The sequence below is a fragment of the Nocardia sp. GP40 genome (genome assembly GCF_050434125.1).
GTDB classification, from domain to species: domain Bacteria; phylum Actinomycetota; class Actinomycetes; order Mycobacteriales; family Mycobacteriaceae; genus Nocardia; species Nocardia albiluteola.
On the sequence record NZ_JBNPVW010000006.1, the window covers coordinates 226,543 to 243,880 of the forward strand.

The 17,338-nt window shown below is 69.9% G+C and carries 10 protein-coding genes and 1 pseudogene; 3 read left to right on the top strand and 8 right to left on the bottom strand.

Going from position 1 to position 17,338, the window contains the following annotated elements; genetic code table 11:
* Positions 1–176: 176 nt before the first annotated feature.
* Together scpA and mutA are read right to left on the bottom strand one after the other, a co-directional pair.
* Complete coding sequence (gene scpA / locus ABH933_RS20000; protein ID WP_429423703.1) at positions 177–2,432, bottom strand: methylmalonyl-CoA mutase; 2,256 nt, start codon at positions 2,430–2,432, stop codon at positions 177–179.
* Positions 2,433–2,435: 3 nt separating this feature from the next.
* The gene (gene mutA, locus ABH933_RS20005) at positions 2,436–4,295 is read right to left on the bottom strand and encodes a methylmalonyl-CoA mutase small subunit (RefSeq protein ID WP_429423704.1); all 1,860 of its coding nucleotides are present in this window, start codon (positions 4,293–4,295) and stop codon (positions 2,436–2,438) included.
* A gap of 312 nt (positions 4,296–4,607) precedes the next feature.
* Between mutA and ABH933_RS20010 the strand changes: the two genes are divergently transcribed.
* Positions 4,608–5,303, top strand: a complete 696-nt coding sequence (locus tag ABH933_RS20010) for a TVP38/TMEM64 family protein (RefSeq protein ID WP_429423705.1) — start codon at positions 4,608–4,610, stop codon at positions 5,301–5,303.
* A 199-nt stretch (positions 5,304–5,502) separates the two neighbouring features.
* Here ABH933_RS20010 and ABH933_RS20015 read toward each other — a convergent pair whose 3' ends face one another.
* The gene (locus ABH933_RS20015; protein WP_429423706.1) at positions 5,503–6,540 is read right to left on the bottom strand and encodes an alpha/beta hydrolase; all 1,038 of its coding nucleotides are present in this window, start codon (positions 6,538–6,540) and stop codon (positions 5,503–5,505) included.
* A 140-nt stretch (positions 6,541–6,680) separates the two neighbouring features.
* Between ABH933_RS20015 and ABH933_RS20020 the strand changes: the two are divergent.
* Positions 6,681–7,277: pseudogene (locus ABH933_RS20020) on the top strand (SAM-dependent methyltransferase); the annotation flags it as partial.
* A gap of 10 nt (positions 7,278–7,287) precedes the next feature.
* Positions 7,288–8,199: a serine/threonine-protein kinase gene (locus ABH933_RS20025; RefSeq protein WP_429423707.1), complete on the top strand. Its 912-nt coding sequence runs from the start codon at positions 7,288–7,290 to the stop codon at positions 8,197–8,199.
* Between the two features lie 128 nt (positions 8,200–8,327).
* Here ABH933_RS20025 and ABH933_RS20030 read toward each other — a convergent pair whose 3' ends face one another.
* The 5 genes from ABH933_RS20030 to ABH933_RS20050 all read right to left on the bottom strand — a co-directional run bounded on the left by ABH933_RS20030 (position 8,328) and on the right by ABH933_RS20050 (position 17,286).
* The gene (locus ABH933_RS20030; RefSeq protein ID WP_429423709.1) at positions 8,328–10,280 is read right to left on the bottom strand and encodes an MFS transporter; all 1,953 of its coding nucleotides are present in this window, start codon (positions 10,278–10,280) and stop codon (positions 8,328–8,330) included.
* 350 nt (positions 10,281–10,630) lie between these two features.
* Positions 10,631–10,960 (bottom strand): transglycosylase family protein, encoded by a 330-nt coding sequence (locus ABH933_RS20035; RefSeq protein WP_429423711.1) that lies wholly within the window; start codon positions 10,958–10,960, stop codon positions 10,631–10,633.
* Between the two features lie 343 nt (positions 10,961–11,303).
* Positions 11,304–13,100 (bottom strand): hypothetical protein, encoded by a 1,797-nt coding sequence (locus ABH933_RS20040; RefSeq protein WP_429423712.1) that lies wholly within the window; start codon positions 13,098–13,100, stop codon positions 11,304–11,306.
* Positions 13,097–15,973, bottom strand: coding sequence for a hypothetical protein (locus ABH933_RS20045; protein WP_429455059.1), 2,877 nt, complete (start codon positions 15,971–15,973; stop codon positions 13,097–13,099). The genes ABH933_RS20040 and ABH933_RS20045 overlap by 4 nt, the downstream gene beginning before the upstream one ends.
* On the bottom strand, positions 15,970–17,286 hold the full coding sequence (locus tag ABH933_RS20050; RefSeq protein ID WP_429423714.1) for an ABC transporter substrate-binding protein: 1,317 nt from the start codon (positions 17,284–17,286) through the stop codon (positions 15,970–15,972). The genes ABH933_RS20045 and ABH933_RS20050 overlap by 4 nt, the downstream gene beginning before the upstream one ends.
* Positions 17,287–17,338: the final 52 nt, after the last annotated feature.

Sequence of the window (17,338 nt, forward strand, 5' to 3'; positions counted from 1 at the left end):
CTGCCCCGCAACGGATTCAGCCACGCGACTTTCCCCGGAACCCTCGTCCCCACCGCGGGCGGCGCCGGGCGACAACGCCCGGGCGGCCTGTTCCCGCTCGTCAGCATGTTCGGAACGACGGTGGCCCGCAGTCGATGCGACGGACCCCGGACCACCGTCATTCCCGCCGGGTGAATTCATTCGCCCGCGCCGGAGCCGATCTCGTGTCCGAGTTCGGCCGCCAGTTTCTGCAGCAGGTCCACCGCGGCGTCGGCGATGACCGTGCCGGGCGCGAAGATCGCGGCCGCGCCCGCTGCGTACAGTTCGTCGAAGTCACCCGGCGGGATGACCCCGCCGACGACGACCATGATGTCGGGACGCCCGACATCGGCCAGCGCCTGCCGCAGGGCGGGCACCAGCGTGAGGTGGCCCGCGGCCAGCGACGACACCCCGACCACGTGCACGTCGTTGTCGGCCGCCTGCTGCGCCACCTCCTCCGGGGTCTGGAACAGCGGGCCCACGTCGACGTCCATGCCCAGATCGGCGAACGCCGTCGCGATCACCTTCTGACCGCGATCGTGCCCGTCCTGGCCCATCTTGCAGACCAGGATGCGGGGACGTCGGCCCTCGGCGGCGGCGAACTCCTCGACCAGCGCCATCGCGCGACTGATATTGGTCACCTTTCCGGCCTCCTCGCGGTAAACCCCCGAAAGAGTGCGGATCTCGGCCTGATGGCGCCCGTACACCTTCTCCAGCGCGTCGGAGATCTCCCCAACGGTGGCCTTGGCGCGCGCGGCGTCGATGGCCAGCGCCAGCAGGTTGTTGTCCATGCCGCCATCGGAAGACGCGGCGGCCCTGGTCAATTCGGCCAGCGCCCGCTCGACCTCGCCCGCGTCCCGTTCGGCGCGCAGGCGGCGCAGCTTCTCGTTCTGCTCGGCGCGCACCCGGGTGTTGTCGACCTTGAGCACCTCGATCGGGGTGTCCTCGGTGACCTGATACTTGTTGACCCCGATCACCGGCTGCTGCCCGGTGTCGATGCGGGCCTGGGTGCGGGCGGCGGCCTCCTCGATGCGCAGCTTCGGGATGCCCTCCGAAATCGCCTGTGCCATACCGCCGTGCGCCTGCACCTCGGCGATGTGGGCGCGGGCCCGCTCCGCGAGCTGATGGGTCAGCCACTCGACGTAGTAGGAGCCGCCCCACGGGTCGGCGGGCCGAGTCGTGTTGGACTCCTGCTGGATCAGCAGCTGGGTGTTGCGGGCGATGCGCGCGGAGAAGTCCGTGGGCAGCGCCAGCGCCTCGTCCAGGGCGTTGGTGTGCAGCGACTGAGTGTGACCCTGGGTGGCGGCCATGGCCTCCACGCAGGTGCGGGCGACGTTGTTGAAGACGTCCTGCGCGGTCAGCGACCAGCCCGAGGTCTGCGAATGTGTGCGCAGCGCAAGAGATTTCGCGTTCTTGGGTTCGAACTCGGCGACCAGCTCGCTCCAGAGCAGCCGTCCGGCGCGCATCTTGGCCACCTCCATGAAGAAGTTCATCCCGATGGCCCAGAAGAACGACAGCCGCGGGGCGAACTTGTCGACCTCCATGCCCGCGGCCAGACCCGCCTTGATGTACTCCACGCCGTCGGCCAGGGTGTACGCCAGCTCCAGGTCGGCGGTCGCGCCCGCCTCCTGAATGTGATAGCCCGAGATGGAGATCGAGTTGAACTTCGGCATCCGCGCCGAGGTGTAGGCGAAGATGTCGGAGATGATCCGCATCGAGGGCTCGGGCGGATAGATGTAGGTGTTGCGGACCATGAACTCCTTCAGAATGTCGTTCTGAATCGTTCCGGCCAGCTGTTCGGGCTTGACGCCCTGCTCCTCCGCGGCGACCACGTACAGCGCCAGGATCGGCAGCACGGCACCGTTCATGGTCATCGACACCGAGACCTGGTCCAGCGGAATGGAATCGAACAGCTCGCGCATGTCCAGGATGGAGTCGATGGCCACGCCCGCCATGCCGACGTCACCGGTGACGCGCGGGTGGTCCGAGTCGTAACCGCGGTGCGTGGCCAGGTCGAACGCGACCGACAGGCCCTTCTGGCCCGACTGCAGATTGCGGCGGTAGAAGGCGTTCGAGTCCGCCGCGGTGGAGAAGCCAGCGTACTGACGGATCGTCCACGGCTGATTCACGTACATGGTCGGGTACGGCCCGCGCACGAACGGCGCGATGCCCGGCACGCTGTCGAGCGGATAGCCCTGCGCGACAATGGCATCGCGGTCTGCCCTAGTGAAAACCGGTGGCACGTCGATGCCCTCGGGCGTCGACCACACCAGCTGCTCGGGCGTGTAGTTGTTCGCCTCGGCCGCGGCGCGCACGTACTCCCCCACCTGCGCGGCATCGACCGGCGCGGGGGTGTCCGGGCCGTCGCTCAGCGGTACATCCGCGAAGCTGCCGATCACATGGTTGATGGTCATCGTCTACGCTCCCAGCTTTTCCAGCAGGCCGGACAGCGCGGCGACCGCGTCCATCCGTGCGGTGAGGAATCCGTCCGGCCGGTGCGCGCCGGTCAGTTCGGCGACCGCCTTCTCCGGCCCGGCCAGCAGCACCGTGGTCACCCCGGCGCCCCGCAGCTGCTCCACCGCGGCGGCGGCCTCCGTGCCGTAACGTGCGTCGGTACCGCACAGCACCGCAACCAACGCGCCGGATTCCGATGCCGCGGAACCGATCCCGGCGAACTCCAGGGCGCCCGGGTTGATCGTCTCGATGCCGCCGGAGGCCAGGACGTTCGCGGTGAAGGTCACGCGGACGTTGTGCTCGGCGACGGGGCCGAGAGGCACCAGCAGGGCCTTGGGTCGCTCACCGTGGGCGGCCAGATAGCTGTCGGATCGGTTGCGCAGCTGCTCGAACGCGGCGCCGTAGCGGGCGATCGGCGACGGCACGCGCGCGGCCTCGGACAGCGGCCTTTCGGCAAGATTGGGGAATTCGCTGACGCCGGTCACCGACGTCTTGCGGTGCGCCACATCGCGATCGCGCTGCGCACGGGTCGCCGCTACTCGCTCGGCCAGCAGGCCCGAATCGAGCGCGGCACCGAATCCGCCCGCGGCCTCGAGCTCCTGCATGAACTCCCACGCCTTGGCCGCCAGCGCGTCGGTGAGACTCTCCACGTACCAGGAGCCCGCGCCCGGATCCTGCACGTGACCCAGATGCGATTCCTCCAGCAGCAGCAGCTGGGTGTTGCGGGCGATCCGCTGCGAGAACGGCTGCGACACATCGAGTTCGCCGGGCGGCAGGGCGACGTCGAAGGGCAGCACGGTCACGTAGTCGGCGCCGCCGACGCCCGCGCCGAAGGCGGCCAGGGTGGTGCGCAGCATGTTCACCCACGGATCGCGCTGGGTCATCATTGCCGCCGAGGTGACCGCCCACTGCGGTGCGTTGCCGAACGCCGGCGCGCCGAGCTGATGCGCCACCCGCGCCCAGAGCCGCCGCGCGGCACGGAATTTCGCGATGGTGGCGAACTGGTCGTCGGTGGCGGCGAAGCGGAACATCAACTGCCCCAGCGCATCGGCGATGTCCACGCCGGCGCCGGTCAGCGCGCGCAGGTACTCCAGGCCCGCCGCCACGGCCGCGCCGAGCTCCTGTGCGTCCGAGGCGCCCGCGTTGTGCACCGCCACACCGCAGACGGTCAGCGCGCGAACCGATTCCGGGCGCGCGATCGCCTGCTGGGCGAGTGCGACGGCGGTGTCCAGATCGGTGTGGGAGGTGCCGTTGAAACGGCTGGTGAGCGGGGTGAGGCCCAGCGAGATGCGGATGTCCTCGCGGCGCGGAGCCTGGTAACCGTCGAGGATCGAGAACAGCTGCGACGCGGCGGCGTTCCCGTCCGCGCCCGCGTCCAGGGCCAGCGGAGCCAGCTCGAACAGCAGCCCGTTCAGCGCCCTCGGCAGCTGTTCGACGGGCACGCCGCGCTCGCCCGCGCCCAGCCAGAGCGCGCTCACGCCGTTGTCCAGCCCGGCCAGAATCTCCTCGTTGACCGCGGCGGCATCCGCGCCCTCGAATCGCGCGGCCACGTGCCAGCCGCGATGCACGTCGCGGGTCGCGTCGGCGCCGCGCACGAAGGGGAATTCGCCCGGCAGCGGCTGCTCGGGGAGTTCGTCGCGGCGGGTGTACAGCGGCGCGATGGTCACGCCGTCATAGGTCGAGGTGTCCAGCAGGCGTTCGGGCTCCTCGCCCAGCTCAGCGGGCTCGACCCTCCGTGGCTTGGCCAGCACCCCGGCCACACCCTTACGCCATGCGGCATAGCCCGGGACGACTTCCGGGCCGGGATCGGAACCTATCGGCATCGCTGCTGTACCTCTTCCACTCGAGTCCGATACCTCTACCTGTACCGGACGCCGGGATGGGTCACCAACTCTTCGCATCACCTTCGCACACCGCTGTGTGCCTCGTTCGCAGACCCATTCTGCTGGGATTTCGGTCCCGCTCAACCTGTTGCACCGCCGCGGCGCGGAAGATCCCGAGCATGCGGGCGCGCCGAAGGCCGGCGCCTCCGCCCTCGGCAATGCGTTGTCCATCCGGCGGCTCAGGCCTCGCAAACGTCCGCCCCGCGTTCATCCGGGCGACCCGCGACCGGTCCCGGCGGGTAGCCTGACTCGGTGCTCAGGAGATTCCGCAATCCGCGATTCCTCGCGCTGCTGGTGTTGTGCGGTGTCGTGGCGGTGCTCGCCCTGCTGGCGCCGCACCCGTCCCCGCAGCAGATCCGCGACTGGGCGCACTCGGTCGGGCCGCTATTCCCGGTCGTCTTCTTCCTCGTGCACGCGATCGTCACCATCGCTCCGTTCCCGCGCACCGTATTCACCCTGAGTGCCGGGCTGCTGTTCGGGCCCGTGCTCGGCATCGGGCTCGCGGCGGGCGCGACCACGGTCAGCGCCGTCCTCACGCTGCTGATCGTGCGCGCGCTGGACCGGGAACAGGTCGCCGCGCGGCTGACCCACCCCGCGGTGCGCGCGGTCGACCGGCGCCTGGCCAAGCGCGGGTGGCTCGCGGTCGGATCGCTGCGGCTGATCGCGCCCGTGCCGTTCTCGGTGATCAACTACTGCGCGGGTCTGTCCTCGGTGCGAATGCTGCCCTATGTGCTGGCCACCGTCGTCGGTATCCTGCCCGGCACCATCGGCGTCGTCGTCCTGGGCGATGCGCTCACCGGGAAGACGCATCCGGCGCTGCTGGTGCTCTCCGGGATCTGTATCACCATCGGTGTGATCGGGTTGATCGTCGACGCGCGCTGGGGTGCGGGCGAATTTGCCGAGGTCGAGGCAGCGACCGAACAGGTAACCGAACCGGCCGACGCGTAGCGCTCCCGGAACCCGCAGCGCCTCGGCGCCGAATGCCGCAAGCAGGAGCCATTGGCGGCCGCGTCGCGCGCTGCGCTGCATGTTCTCCGTGCGAGCAGCGCTCCGCCGGGGGCGTTCCGCCGGCGCAGCGCCGCTTCTGTGTGGCCCGACGTGGTTGTTCCCGACGCCGTGGGCAGGCAGGGGACGTCGTAGCGGCCGGTCAGTTCGCCGGCAGGCCCAGGCCGCGCGCGAGCACCGGCCAGGACTTCTCGAGCTCGTCCTGCCAGTAACCCCAGGAGTGGGTGCCGGTGGACTCGAAGTCGTAGGTGGCGGGGATGCCCAGCTGGTTCAGCTTGGTCTGCATGTTGTGCGAGCAGTAGTTGACCGCGGCCTCGAGCGCACCGCCGACCGCGACCTCGTTGGCCAGCCCGCCGGGGCCCGGAGCCTGCAGGAAGGGTGAGCTGAGGGTGTCGTAGCGGCCGGGCAGGCCGGAGCCGCTGGACAGGAACAGGTTGAGCCCGCGCAACTGGTCGGCGTGTACGTAGGGATCGTTGGCGGCCCACATCGGATCGCCCTTGGGGCCGTACATGTTCGCCGTGTCACCGCCGCCCGCGGACACCACCGTCTTGACGAAGTCGTAGCCGATCGGGTCGCTGATCTGCGCGCAACCGCTCAGCGCCGCAACCGATTTGTACAGTCCGGGCGCGGCGATCGGCAGCTGCAGGACCGAGGTTCCCGACATGGACAGGCCGGCGATCGCATTGACTCCGTTGGTGTTCAGCGCCCGATCGATCAGCGGGGGCAGCTCCGTGGTCAGGAACGTCTTCCACATGTTCAGCCCGAGGGTGGGATCGGTTGCGCGCCAATCGGTGTAGTAGCTCCAGGCGCCGCCGATCGGCGTCACTACGTTGAGGTGTTTGTCCGCGAGGAATCCACTCACATCGGTCTCGCGCGACCAGGTCGCCGAATCCTGGCCGCCCCCGGCGCCATTGAGCAGGTACAGGGTCGGCGCCGGCGCCGAGGTGTCCGCGGGGCGCTGCACATCGACCTCGATGTTCTTGTGCATCGCCGCGGAGTACACCTGCAGCACCAGGTTGCGGCCGCGCGCCTGCACCGACGCGATGTGCGATCCGTCGGCGGAGCTGCCCGCGGCCTGGGCCGTGTCCGCGGCCGCGGGCACCGCCGCCGCCACGGGGGTCAGGGCCACGGCCGCCGCGGCGACGACCGCCGCGGTCGCTCTCTTCTTCGACAGATGCACACCGTCTCCTTCGGGCTGCTTGCGGGATGACGCTCTGCGCCGGCTGACGCACATACCCTTCCGGCGAGCTTTAAGAGAGCGCTGACCGAAGCCTGTGGGATACCTGAGACGCGACGTGACAAGTCCCACGCAACACCCACGAGATGGCCCAGGAGGTCGATCCGGCCGCACGCATCGTCTACGTGGACAAGGACCCGCTGGTGCTCGCGCACGCCCGGGCCCTGATGAAGAGCACGCCCGAGGGGCGCACCACCTTCATCCACGCCGACCTGCGCGATCCGGAGACGATCCTGCGTGATTCGCGATACACCGAAACCATCGATCCCGACCGGCCGGTGGGAATCATGCTGATCTCGGTTCTGATGTATTTCCGCGACTCGGACGGCATCCACGACATCATCGCGCGAGTGCTGGACGCGGTCGCGCCCGGCAGCTCCCTGGCCATCAGCCACTTCACCGCCGATTTCGATCCCCGGGGTGCGGAGCCGGCCGCGCGTGCCGCCGAGCGGTCCGGTATCACCCTGATCACCCGTGATCGGGCCGAGACCGAAAGGCTTTTCACCGGAACCAATCTCGTGGCGCCCGGGATATCCACGCTGGAGGCCTGGCACCTGGAACTTGCCGAGGTCCCGCTGTTCGATGTCGAGCCTCATTCCGGTCCCGCCTGGGCGTGGGCCGGAATGTGGCGCAAACCTCGAGCCACCGATACCCCGGAAATCGCGGCCGATCCGCTTTAAGCTGTGCGGCGTGTCATTCAGGTCAGGAGACCGCTTCGCGGGGTTCGTCATCGCGGCGCAGCTCGGAGTAGGCGGGAGCAGTGAGGTCTATCTGGCCGACGACGGGCAGGGTCCGGTCGCGCTGAAGATCATGAATACCGCCGCCGGGCAGTCGGATTCGGCGCGGGCGCGGTTCATCCACGAATTCGAGGTCGCGGTCAAACTGCACCACCCGAATATCGTGCAGATGTTCGCGCACGGGGAATTCGACGGGCGGCTGTGGTCGTCGCACGAATATATCGATGGCGCCGCCGCGCGCGGGCCGCAGCCGCGTGCCGATCCGGATCCGGCGATGGTCGTCGCCGTACTCACCGGAATCGCCCGCGCCCTGGACTATTCGCACACGATGCGGGTGCTGCATCTGGACGTCAAACCGGCCAATATGCTGGTGAGCCGCGACATTCCGGCGCCGCCGCCGGATGCCGATCCGATATCGCGGGCCGGTTCGCACGATCCCGATCCGGATCTCGTGGCAAGGGTCAAGCTCTCCGATTTCGGCACCGCCCGCCGGTTGGGCGGCGCCGGGCCCAAACTCACCCCGGAGGGTTTCATCGTCGGCTCGCTGCCATATGCTGCCCCGGAATTGTTGCGCGGCGAGCCAGTTCGCCCGGCGACCGACCAGTATGCGCTCGCCTGTTCCGCGGCGGAACTGCTCACCGGACAGCCGCCGTTCCCGCTGGTGAATCGGTACAAGCTCGCCGACGCGCAATTGCACGAGCCGCCGCCCGATATCTCGCGCCGCCGCTCCTGGATTCCCTGCGCGGTCGGCTCGATTCTGCGCAAATGCCTGGCAAAGGATCCGCATCAGCGGTATTCGACCTGCGCCGAGCCGATCAAGATGATCGCCCGCGCCCTGCGTGACATCGATCCGGCGGACTACTGAGCTGTATTCCGGTCGCCGCGGCGTCGGTGCGGCGGTCCACCGACGTTGGTCGACAACACCCTGCGGCTCGAATCATGCTGCACAGCAACAAATTCCATCTGCGGTCGCCGCCTGGATTCGATTCGGACTCAGCCCGCCTTCCCGGTGCCCGGCACGGGTTCGGGATCACGTTGCTCGCGCTCCTGGTCACGTTGCGCCGGTGTGGGATCCGCCAGGGTATCGATGGCCCGGGTGAGTTCGGCGAGGGCCGGCATGGCAGCCGCGAGCAGGTGCTGCCAGCCCGGGTGCAGGTCGTCCAGGGCGGTGCGCAGGATGTCCGTGTTGGTCGCCTGCCAGCCGCGCACGGCCGCGACACCGTCCTCGGTGAGGGTGAGGGTCACCGCACGGCGGTCCTCGCCCGGGGCCCGGGTGATCATGCGCTGGGTCTGCAATCCGTTCACCAGCGTGGTGACCGAATTCGGCGCCAGGCGCAACAGCCGGGCCACCTGCCCGGGCCGGATCCCGGGATGCTCGGCCACGCAGGACAGCAGTTCGAGCTGCGCGACCGACAGCGTATTGCCCGGATCGGCGGCGCGGGCGGCGCGGCGCATCGCCCGGCGCAGGGATGCGATCACCTCGGCGACGGCGCCCTCGGCGGGCCGGACCGCCACGGGCTGGGCCGGCGGTTCACTCATGGGCGCCTCCTCACGGTGCACGGATGCCTGTGATTGTGCCCGGCGCCCGGTCAGCGTCGACGCGGCGGCCAGGATCGCGAAGAACAGCAGTCCGATCAGCGCCAGCCGCGGCGCCGCGGACGGTGCGCTGGACTGGCGCTCCATGTGCAGCGCCAGGGTAACCACGGCGACGCCGCCCGCGGTGCCCAGTCCGCGGCCCATATTGACCAGTGCCCCGCTCGTGGCCGAGCGTCCCGCCGGGACCGCGCCCATGATGCCGGTGTTGTTGCTCGGGATGAAGACGCCCAGGCCGAGCCCGAGCACGCCCAGCCAGGCGAACGACCACCACGCCGCGGTGTCCGCCACCAGCGCGGCCAGCGCGATCATCGCCGCGGCCGCGCCCAGGCGCTCGCGCAGCCGGCCGTCCCAGTCCGGCGGCAGCACCTTGCCGCCGCCGACGGCGGCCAGGGCGAATCCGGCGGGCAGGGCGGTCAGGATCAGCCCGGATCTGCCCGCGGTCGCGCCGTGCAGCTGCGGGAACAACGCGAGCGGGCCGAACAGCACCAGATATGCCGCGAACGCCCCGACCAGCCCGGCGCCGACCGCACGTGGGCGCAGCATCGCCAGATCGATGAGCGGATCGGTCGCCCGGCGCGACCACCACCACAGCCCCGCCCCGCTGACCAGCGCCAGCGCCGCCAGCGCGACGGGCGCCCAGCCGGGGACCGGAAGGCCCGAGATCGAGGACACCGCCAGCAGCGCCGAACTGGTGCAGGTGATCAGCAAAAGCAGTCCGCGCCAATCTAATTCGGTCAGAGCGGCGCGATGCCGGGTGCGCGGCAGCAGGTAGCGGCCCGCGATCAGCGCGATGATGCCGACCGGGACGTTCACCCCGTACACCCAGCGCCAGCCGATGGAATCGACCATGAGCCCGCCGATCGCCGGCCCCAGCGCGAGCCCCAGCGCCTGTGCCCCGGCCTGCACGCCGAGCGCCGAACGCATGCGGCGCGCGGGCACGCTGGTGACCACCAGCGCGACGCTGTTGGCCTGCAGCATCGCCGCACCGATGGCCTGCAACACCCGGAATCCGATCAGCCAGCCCAGCCCCGGCGCGAGCGCACAGGCGGCCGAGGCGGCCGTGAAGACCACGAGTCCCTGCAGATAGACGACCTTGCGGCCGATCGAATCGGCGATCCGCCCGGCCGCCACCACCAGACCGACGACCGTCAGCAGGTAGGCCAGCGACACCCACTCCACTCCAGCCAGGGGCGCCCGGAATTCGCGCTGCACCGCCGGGAACGTGAGCGTGACGATGCTCGCGTCGAGCTGGCCCATGAACGCGCCCAGGCACACCGCCCCCACCGCGAGCCACCCCGCCCGCGGATGGTCTCGCACGAACGCAGGACGAGCCGACTCGACGAACAACATCACAGACCTCCCGCACGCACATGCAACATTTTCATTCTAGAACAGAACATTGATGTGCCCGTAACCGCTGGCATAGGATCGCGAAACGGACGCTGAACCGGACGTATATCGCCGGTCATCCCACGCTTACCGAGGCTGATCGGCCAGCCATCCCCAGGAGGCGACAGCGAAGTCTTGACGATATAGTTCGAGTACAGAACCTTCTAGCGACAACCTGCCGCACGGACGGCGAGTGCGACGGTGGTGGCGCCGACGGGCTGACGCGCCGAAACAGAACACGGCCCCGCCACCCGGACGAACCGGACGGCGGGGCCGTGCTGATGCTTGTTGTTGCCCCTGAGAGCGGCGCCTTACAGGTTGCGGCCGCAGACGGGCCACGCGCCGGGGCCCTGGCCTGCGAGCACGTTCTCCGCGACGCGGATCTGCTCGGCCCGGCTGGCGCTCGCGGGGTTGCCGCTGCCACCGTAGGCGTTCCAGGTGCTCTGGGTGAACTGCAGGCCACCGTAGAAGCCGTTACCGGTGTTGGCACCCCAGTTACCGCTGGCCTCACACTGCGCGACGGCATCCCAGTTGTGGCCACCGGACGCGGACGCGGTCGCGGTCAGGCCGAACGGAACGGCGATGAGGGCGCCGGCGACGGCAGTGAGTCCGAGCGTGCTGATCTTGCGGTTGCGAGACATATGGTTTTCCCTGCCTGCGCCCAACCACCCGGCAATATCGCGCCACCGAGCCCTGTCCCCAGAAAATGTCGGGTTCGAAGCTCGTATCACGGGACAGGTTTCCGGCGTTCGACGATACGAGTTCCAGCCCGTGTTCCGGGCCGCCACCGACGGTAACGGAGAATTCGCCGCAGATCACGTACAGATAACAGCAGTTATTTATATTAATCGTCGGACGATCTTGCGGGTTCCCGCGCACGACCTGCCGAAAATGACGGACTACATTCCTGTAGTTATAGTTCCGTTATGTGTTCGGGATCACACCGAAATTGTGATCCGGACCGCTGAGAGAGCGGGGCCCGGTTCACCGGTCTGCGGGCGCCGGAGCGTCCTCGGGCGCGGGCAGCGGCCAGCGGTCCACGTCCGTGAGCAGCAGCGGGCCCGGCGAGCCCAGCCCCGGATCGAACAGGCCCGGCTCCGACAGCAACCGGTCCCGCACCCTGACCTGGGCCGCAACGGTCAGTGGCGCATCCGGGACACCGTACTCGCCCCGCGGGCGCACCTCCCCGGCGTGCGCGAGCCACCCACCGGCCTGCCGCAGCACCTCGCCGCGGCCCGGCGACCCGTTCAGCAGCAGACCGCCGTACTCGGGCACCAGGGCCATCGCCGATCCGAGATGCTGCAGGCAGCGTGCGATCCCCAGGGCATGATCCAGGTCCCGGTAGCGGGTCAGTGCCCGCTGCCAGTCGTGCAGGGCGCGACGTGCCTCCCCGCGCTGCCACCGCAGCACTCCCATCGTCTCGTAGACGTGGGCCAGCCCCGCGGGATCACGGTCGTCCGCGGCCAGGGACTGCGCGACCCCCAGGCAGTTGCGCGCGGCATCCAGGCTCCCGAGGTGCAGGCGCACGATCGCCAAGTCGACCAGGATGCAGACCGCCCCCGCGACATCCCGGGCCGGAACCCGCCCCCACGCGCGCTCGAGCAGCGCGGCGGCCCCCTCGAGCGCGCGGACCCTCGTGGCCTCGTCGGTCCAGTCCTCCCGCAACCGCTGCATCGCCTCGCCCTGGTCACGCCGGGCGACCAGGGAGGACTTGTAGCGATGCAGCCACGACACCGCCGATTCGACGTCCCGCGCACCGAGGCGCACCCGCGCCAATTCGTGCTCCACCGGCTCATCGGCCGGCGTGGTGATCTCGGCGATACTCAGTGCCAGACCGTCTTTCGCGGCACTCCAGCCATTGCGGGCGTACCAGCGATCGAGCGCGTCGGCCAGCCGGATCAGTTCCGGCACCGCCGCCGAAAGCCTGCTCCGGCCGATCTCGCGGCAGTCCCGGATGAGCGCGATGAGATGCGCGTCCTCCTGCTCGAACCAGCGCCGTGCGCCGGCGCCGAGCCGGCCGGTGTCCAGCGCCGCGGCCCATCGGGTCGCACGATCGGCGTGATGACCCACCAGCGTCTGGAGCGCGGCCCCCCACTCGGGGCCGTCCGCGATTCCGTCGACCATGTCGGCGGGCAGCACGCACACCACCCGGAGCCGATCGCGAGTGTCGCGGGCCAGGATCCCGGCCCCGATGAGCCCCTCGATTTCCCTGGCGGCGGAACCGTTCCGGTCCGCGGGCGCGTCCTTCGGGAGCCGCTGGCGGGCGGTGAGCACCGCGGACACCAGGTCGTACAGGGCCGCCGTCTCGTACCTGTCGAACGGCAGCGCGCTGAGCACCTTCAGCACGCGATCGTCGCAGCCGGCGGGCAGCTGCGGATCCCGATTCACCTGACGCACGGGAGGTTCCGGTTCCGCACCAATGGCGCTCGGCCACGACCGCACCGGCGCTCCCGGCGAGATCAGGTCGGCGGTCAGCCGCAGCTCTCGCTGTGCCCACACGTGCTCCCAGGTGCGAATTGCCTGGCGCACCAACACATATCCGGCCGCCGCCAGCACCAGCAGCACCGCGATGCGGCTCAGCCAGGAGGAGACCGAAGTCAGCGCCGGGCTCTCGCCCACCTGCTTTTCCAGGAGTTTGCTGATAAGTTCCAAAAGCATCGAGGTGGAAAAGACCGACGCGATCCGCAGAAGTCCCTGCCACACCGACGATTTCGCGACGGACTCGGCCGAGGATTCCGGGGCGCCCGGCTCGGCGCCGTCGATGCGCTCGCCGGAGGTCATCGCAGCACGCCTCCGGTCAGGCCGGGCACCAGGAACCGCCGCCACGTCAGCAGCAGAAGCAGGACCGGCGGCACCGAGGACAGCAGCCCGGCGGCGGCCAGGTGCGCCACGCCCTCGTGAACCTGCCGCGCCTCGCTCCACAACAGCAGCGACCACGGGCTCGCGTCGGCGCCACGCACCTGCAGCCCGATGAAGAAGTCGTTCCACACCTGCACCAGCTGCAGCACCAGCACCGCGACCACGGCCGGTCCGGCGGTCCGGGCCACGCCGCGCACCCGATACCCGACGCTGGCGGGATCCCGCTGCGTCTCGGCCAGGGGACTGTCCGCGGGTGCGAGCAGCGCGCCGCGCAGAATCAGGATCGCTATCGGCAGCCCGATCGCCGCATGCACCAGAATCAACGGCATCGAGGTACCCGCCAGGCCGTGATCGGTGATGTACGACCGGATCGGGCCCAGATACACCTGCGCGGGCAGCACCGCGAGCACCACCAGCAATCCCATCACCGCGCGCGAGCGCGCCCGCGCCGACGACGCCGCCCGCCCGGATGCCGGCTCCGGCGCGGCAGCGTAGTACGCCGGCGGCAGCGCCGCCGTCACGGTCAGCACGCTCGCCACCACCGCCACCAGCGCCGTGTTCCGCAGCGCGCGCCACAGCTCGCCGTCGCGCCACACCGATCCCGGCCCGACCAGGGCGGGACCGTCGAGCCCGCGCCAGCTGTTCACGACCAGCACCGCCAGCGGCAACAGCAGCACCAACGACACCAGCCCTACCCGCAGGCACAGACCTCCCGCCTGCCACCCCACGGGAAGCACTCGCCGCCGCATCCGCCCGCTCAGCGAATCGATCTGCGCCCCAATGCCATCCGCCCGCCGACTCAATCGTGTCGCACGCCTGCCGACTTCTCGCGCGATCGCCACCCGCACGGCCCAATCACCTTCGCCCACAGCACCATTCGCAACGACACGCCTCTCCTGGCCCGCCGCCGCACCCACGTACGCGGCAATGCCTGCCTCGGACCTCACACCATCCGATCCGCCACTACCGTCCCCGGTGACATTCGACGCCGCGCGGCCATCCTCGGTACCGCCCTCACTCGAAACATCCACCCCTCCTCCGAAACTCCCGACACCGGCCTCGTCGCTGACCTTTCGGGCGACACTCGCTTCCCCACTGCCGCTCTCGATGCCGCCCTCGCCGCCCGCACCCATCTCGGCACTATGGTCCCCAGCGGAACGCGACCAAACACCGCTATGCCCAGCGTTGCCTGTCCCGGTGTCGGCCGCAGCGCTGCCGTCGCCGGCGATGCCGACTACACCGCCGCCGATTCGTGCGACACTCGCTTCCCCACTGCTGCTTTCGGTACCGCTCTCACCGACGGCACCCCCAACCCTGACACTCAGCTGAACGTCGCTGTGCCCGCCTTCCCTGGCGGCGCTCTCCTCAGCGACATATGACCCAGCGTTGGTGTGCGCGGCGCTGGACAGTGCAGCACCGGCAAGCCGAGGATCGCAGGACGCATGGCCGCTCGGCCGAACGACCGTCGCGATCGTCGTCAGGGTGGCGGCAAGAATGCGCAGGGCCCCGGCGGCGCCGCCGATGGCGACCGCAGTCAGCAGACCGCGTCGTGCGGGGCCGGACGCCGGGCCGCGGTATCGGATCGCGTCGACCGACATTCGCAGATGTACCGGAAGCGCGGCTCGCGGTGGGGTGGGCCAGCGGGTGTGATGGCGCGGCATGCCCATTTGCAGCAGCCAGGCGAGCAGGCCGACCAGCACCGCCAGGGGCAGCGAAAATGCGGCGGCGGCAGCGCGGTCGCCGCCGGAAGCCGCGGGGAGATACCACCAGTGCAGGGTCACGCTGTCCAATGTGTACTGCAGCGGACCGGGAACTCCCACGAGAATGACGTCGAAGACCCGGGCCGCGGCGACGGTGACCACCAGTCCGACGATCACAAGCACGGGGTTCAACAGCGCGAGTAGCCGCCACCAGCGCCGCCAGCCGGTGAGCGCGGCCAGATCGCTGCTGCGGACCGGGTCGGCCTCGATGCTCGCGATCGCCACGCGCACCAGCACGAACAGCGCGCCGAACCAGACCCAGGTGAATGCTCCGCCCAGCATCAGCGCATAGAGGAGCTTCTGCCCCGGCACGCTCGTGACGCCATCGGCGAACCATTCGATGATCAGCCGCCCCGCCAGGCCCGCGACGAACGCCGAAACGCCGAACGGCACGATCAGCGGCCACCACGGCCACCAGGTGTGCCGCAGCGTCCACGCGATCAGGATCGTCAATCCGAGCATCAGCACCGTGAGCAGCACCCAGGCCACGGTGATCGTGTACGACTCGATCCCGTCGCTGGTGCCGTACAGGATCCCCACCGCCGTCACGCCCACCACCGCCGGCAGCAGCACGGTTCGCAACCGGCCCACCGATTTCCGCAGCCACAACCACAGCAGCGCCGCGCCGACCCCGGCCGCGATCGTCCAGCACGCGAGCGGCCCCCAGCGCAGCTGCACGGCCGCCACGATCGCCGCGACCACCGCGCCGGCCAGCCACAGCGACCACATCACCAGGTCCCACGCGCGCGGCAGCCAACGATTCTCGTGCAACCGGCGCACCGTCCACGCGGCGCAGACCACGGCCGCACAGCACACCACGACCAGCGGCCGCGGCCCCGCGGCGAGCCATACCGTCGTCAGCGCGGGCGCCACCAGCAGGAGCATGAGCGCCAGCGCCGGCAGTTGCAGCACCAGCGGCGCCAGCCCCCGCAGCTGCCATCCGCTCACCAGCGCACCGGACATGCGGCGGGGCGCCAGCTCCAGGCGCAGACCGTTGGCCTCGATCCGATCGATGCCTGTCGCAGGTTCCGTCACAGCCACATCTGCTCCAGATCGCCGATCGCGCGCTCGGTGGCCGCACCCACGGCGGCGGACCCGTGGCCGCCGACATCGGTGAGAAATCGAGTCAGAATGCGCCACAACCCGTTCCGCCGCCCGCGCGGCCCCGCCAGATCCGCGAAGTCGAAGACGTCCCAGCTGTTCATCTGTGCGTGCACCGGCTCGAACACCCCGTAGTAGGACGCCGGTTCGGGTGCATCGAGCCGCGGCTGCACGAAACCGCCGTAGCGGGTGACCCACGGCTCCGGAGCCGAGGGGGCGGCCAATGCGGCCACGAGGTCGTCGGCGCGTTCGGACGCCGCCGAGGTCACCACCATGACGTCGCCGCCGCCGATGCGAGGGGCGACGGCATACTCGGCCCTCCGAAAGGCCGGAAACGGCATTACGCCGACGCTGGACTCGCCCCGGCCCGTGTGCCGAAGGCAGTCTCGCACAATGGGTTCCGCATAATCCGGTGCCACCACCATCGCGGCCCGGCCGTACAGGAACACATCTCGCACGGCGTCGGGAAACTGCCGTCGCAGCGTATCGGCGACCCCACCCGGAAATGCCCGTGCGTGCCCCCAGATGGCGCCGAGCATATGCAGCGTCGTTCGCACCTCCGGCCGATCCCAGCCCGCGGGCCACTTCGCCAGACTCTCGTACTCCTCGCGCGCTATCGCGCGCAGCACGTTCGAGAAGTGATACGCCAGCACCCAGCCGTCCGCGGCGCCGAGGGCGAACAGGCGGCGGTCGCCGCGGGCGTATTCATCGACCTTTCGCGACCAGTCCGCCAGGCACCACTCCCGTGGCGGGTCGTCCGGGGGAAACGCCTCGCGGTCGTACCAGACCAGGGACATGTTCGCGGACTTGAACGGCAGGCCGAAGAGGCTGGCCTGGCGGGCGCGGTGATCGGTATGCCACAGCACGTTCCACCACGAATCCGGATAGCGCTGCACACCGTCCGGTGCCCACAGCGATTCGTGCATCGCGCGCAACGTCGTGCCCGCGAGATCCTGGATCCGGCCGGCGTCAGGCAGCATCACGATGTCCGGCGCATCGCGACCCGCAGTGAGCGCGGTATCGATATCGTCACCCAGCGGCACGACCTCCACCGGGTCGGTGAACTGCGGCGCGCTGCGACCGGACCGCACCCCGTCCAGTACCGCGCGAAAGGCCTCCAGTTCGGATCCGCTCCAGGACACCGCAATTCGCAGCGCTCCCGAACTGCCGCGCAGAATCTCCGGCGCGCATGCCCCCGCGAACGGCAGGATCAATCCGGCCTGTAGCACGGCCCGTCGCGTAACCATCCCCCGAATACCGCTTCCTTGCAGTACACCCCGTCACCGGTCCCCCGGTCCG

Excerpts from the sequence above, each read along its gene's own strand:
- ABH933_RS20030 (WP_429423709.1), bottom strand. The coding sequence starts at position 10,280 with ATGTTGTTCGTCGAGTCGGCTCGTCCTGCGTTCGTGCGAGACCATCCG.
- ABH933_RS20050 (WP_429423714.1), bottom strand. The coding sequence starts at position 17,286 with ATGGTTACGCGACGGGCCGTGCTACAGGCCGGATTGATCCTGCCGTTC.
- mutA (WP_429423704.1), bottom strand. The coding sequence starts at position 4,295 with ATGCCGATAGGTTCCGATCCCGGCCCGGAAGTCGTCCCGGGCTATGCC.
- scpA (WP_429423703.1), bottom strand. The coding sequence starts at position 2,432 with ATGACCATCAACCATGTGATCGGCAGCTTCGCGGATGTACCGCTGAGC.
- ABH933_RS20035 (WP_429423711.1), bottom strand. The coding sequence starts at position 10,960 with ATGTCTCGCAACCGCAAGATCAGCACGCTCGGACTCACTGCCGTCGCC.
- ABH933_RS20040 (WP_429423712.1), bottom strand. The coding sequence starts at position 13,100 with ATGACCTCCGGCGAGCGCATCGACGGCGCCGAGCCGGGCGCCCCGGAA.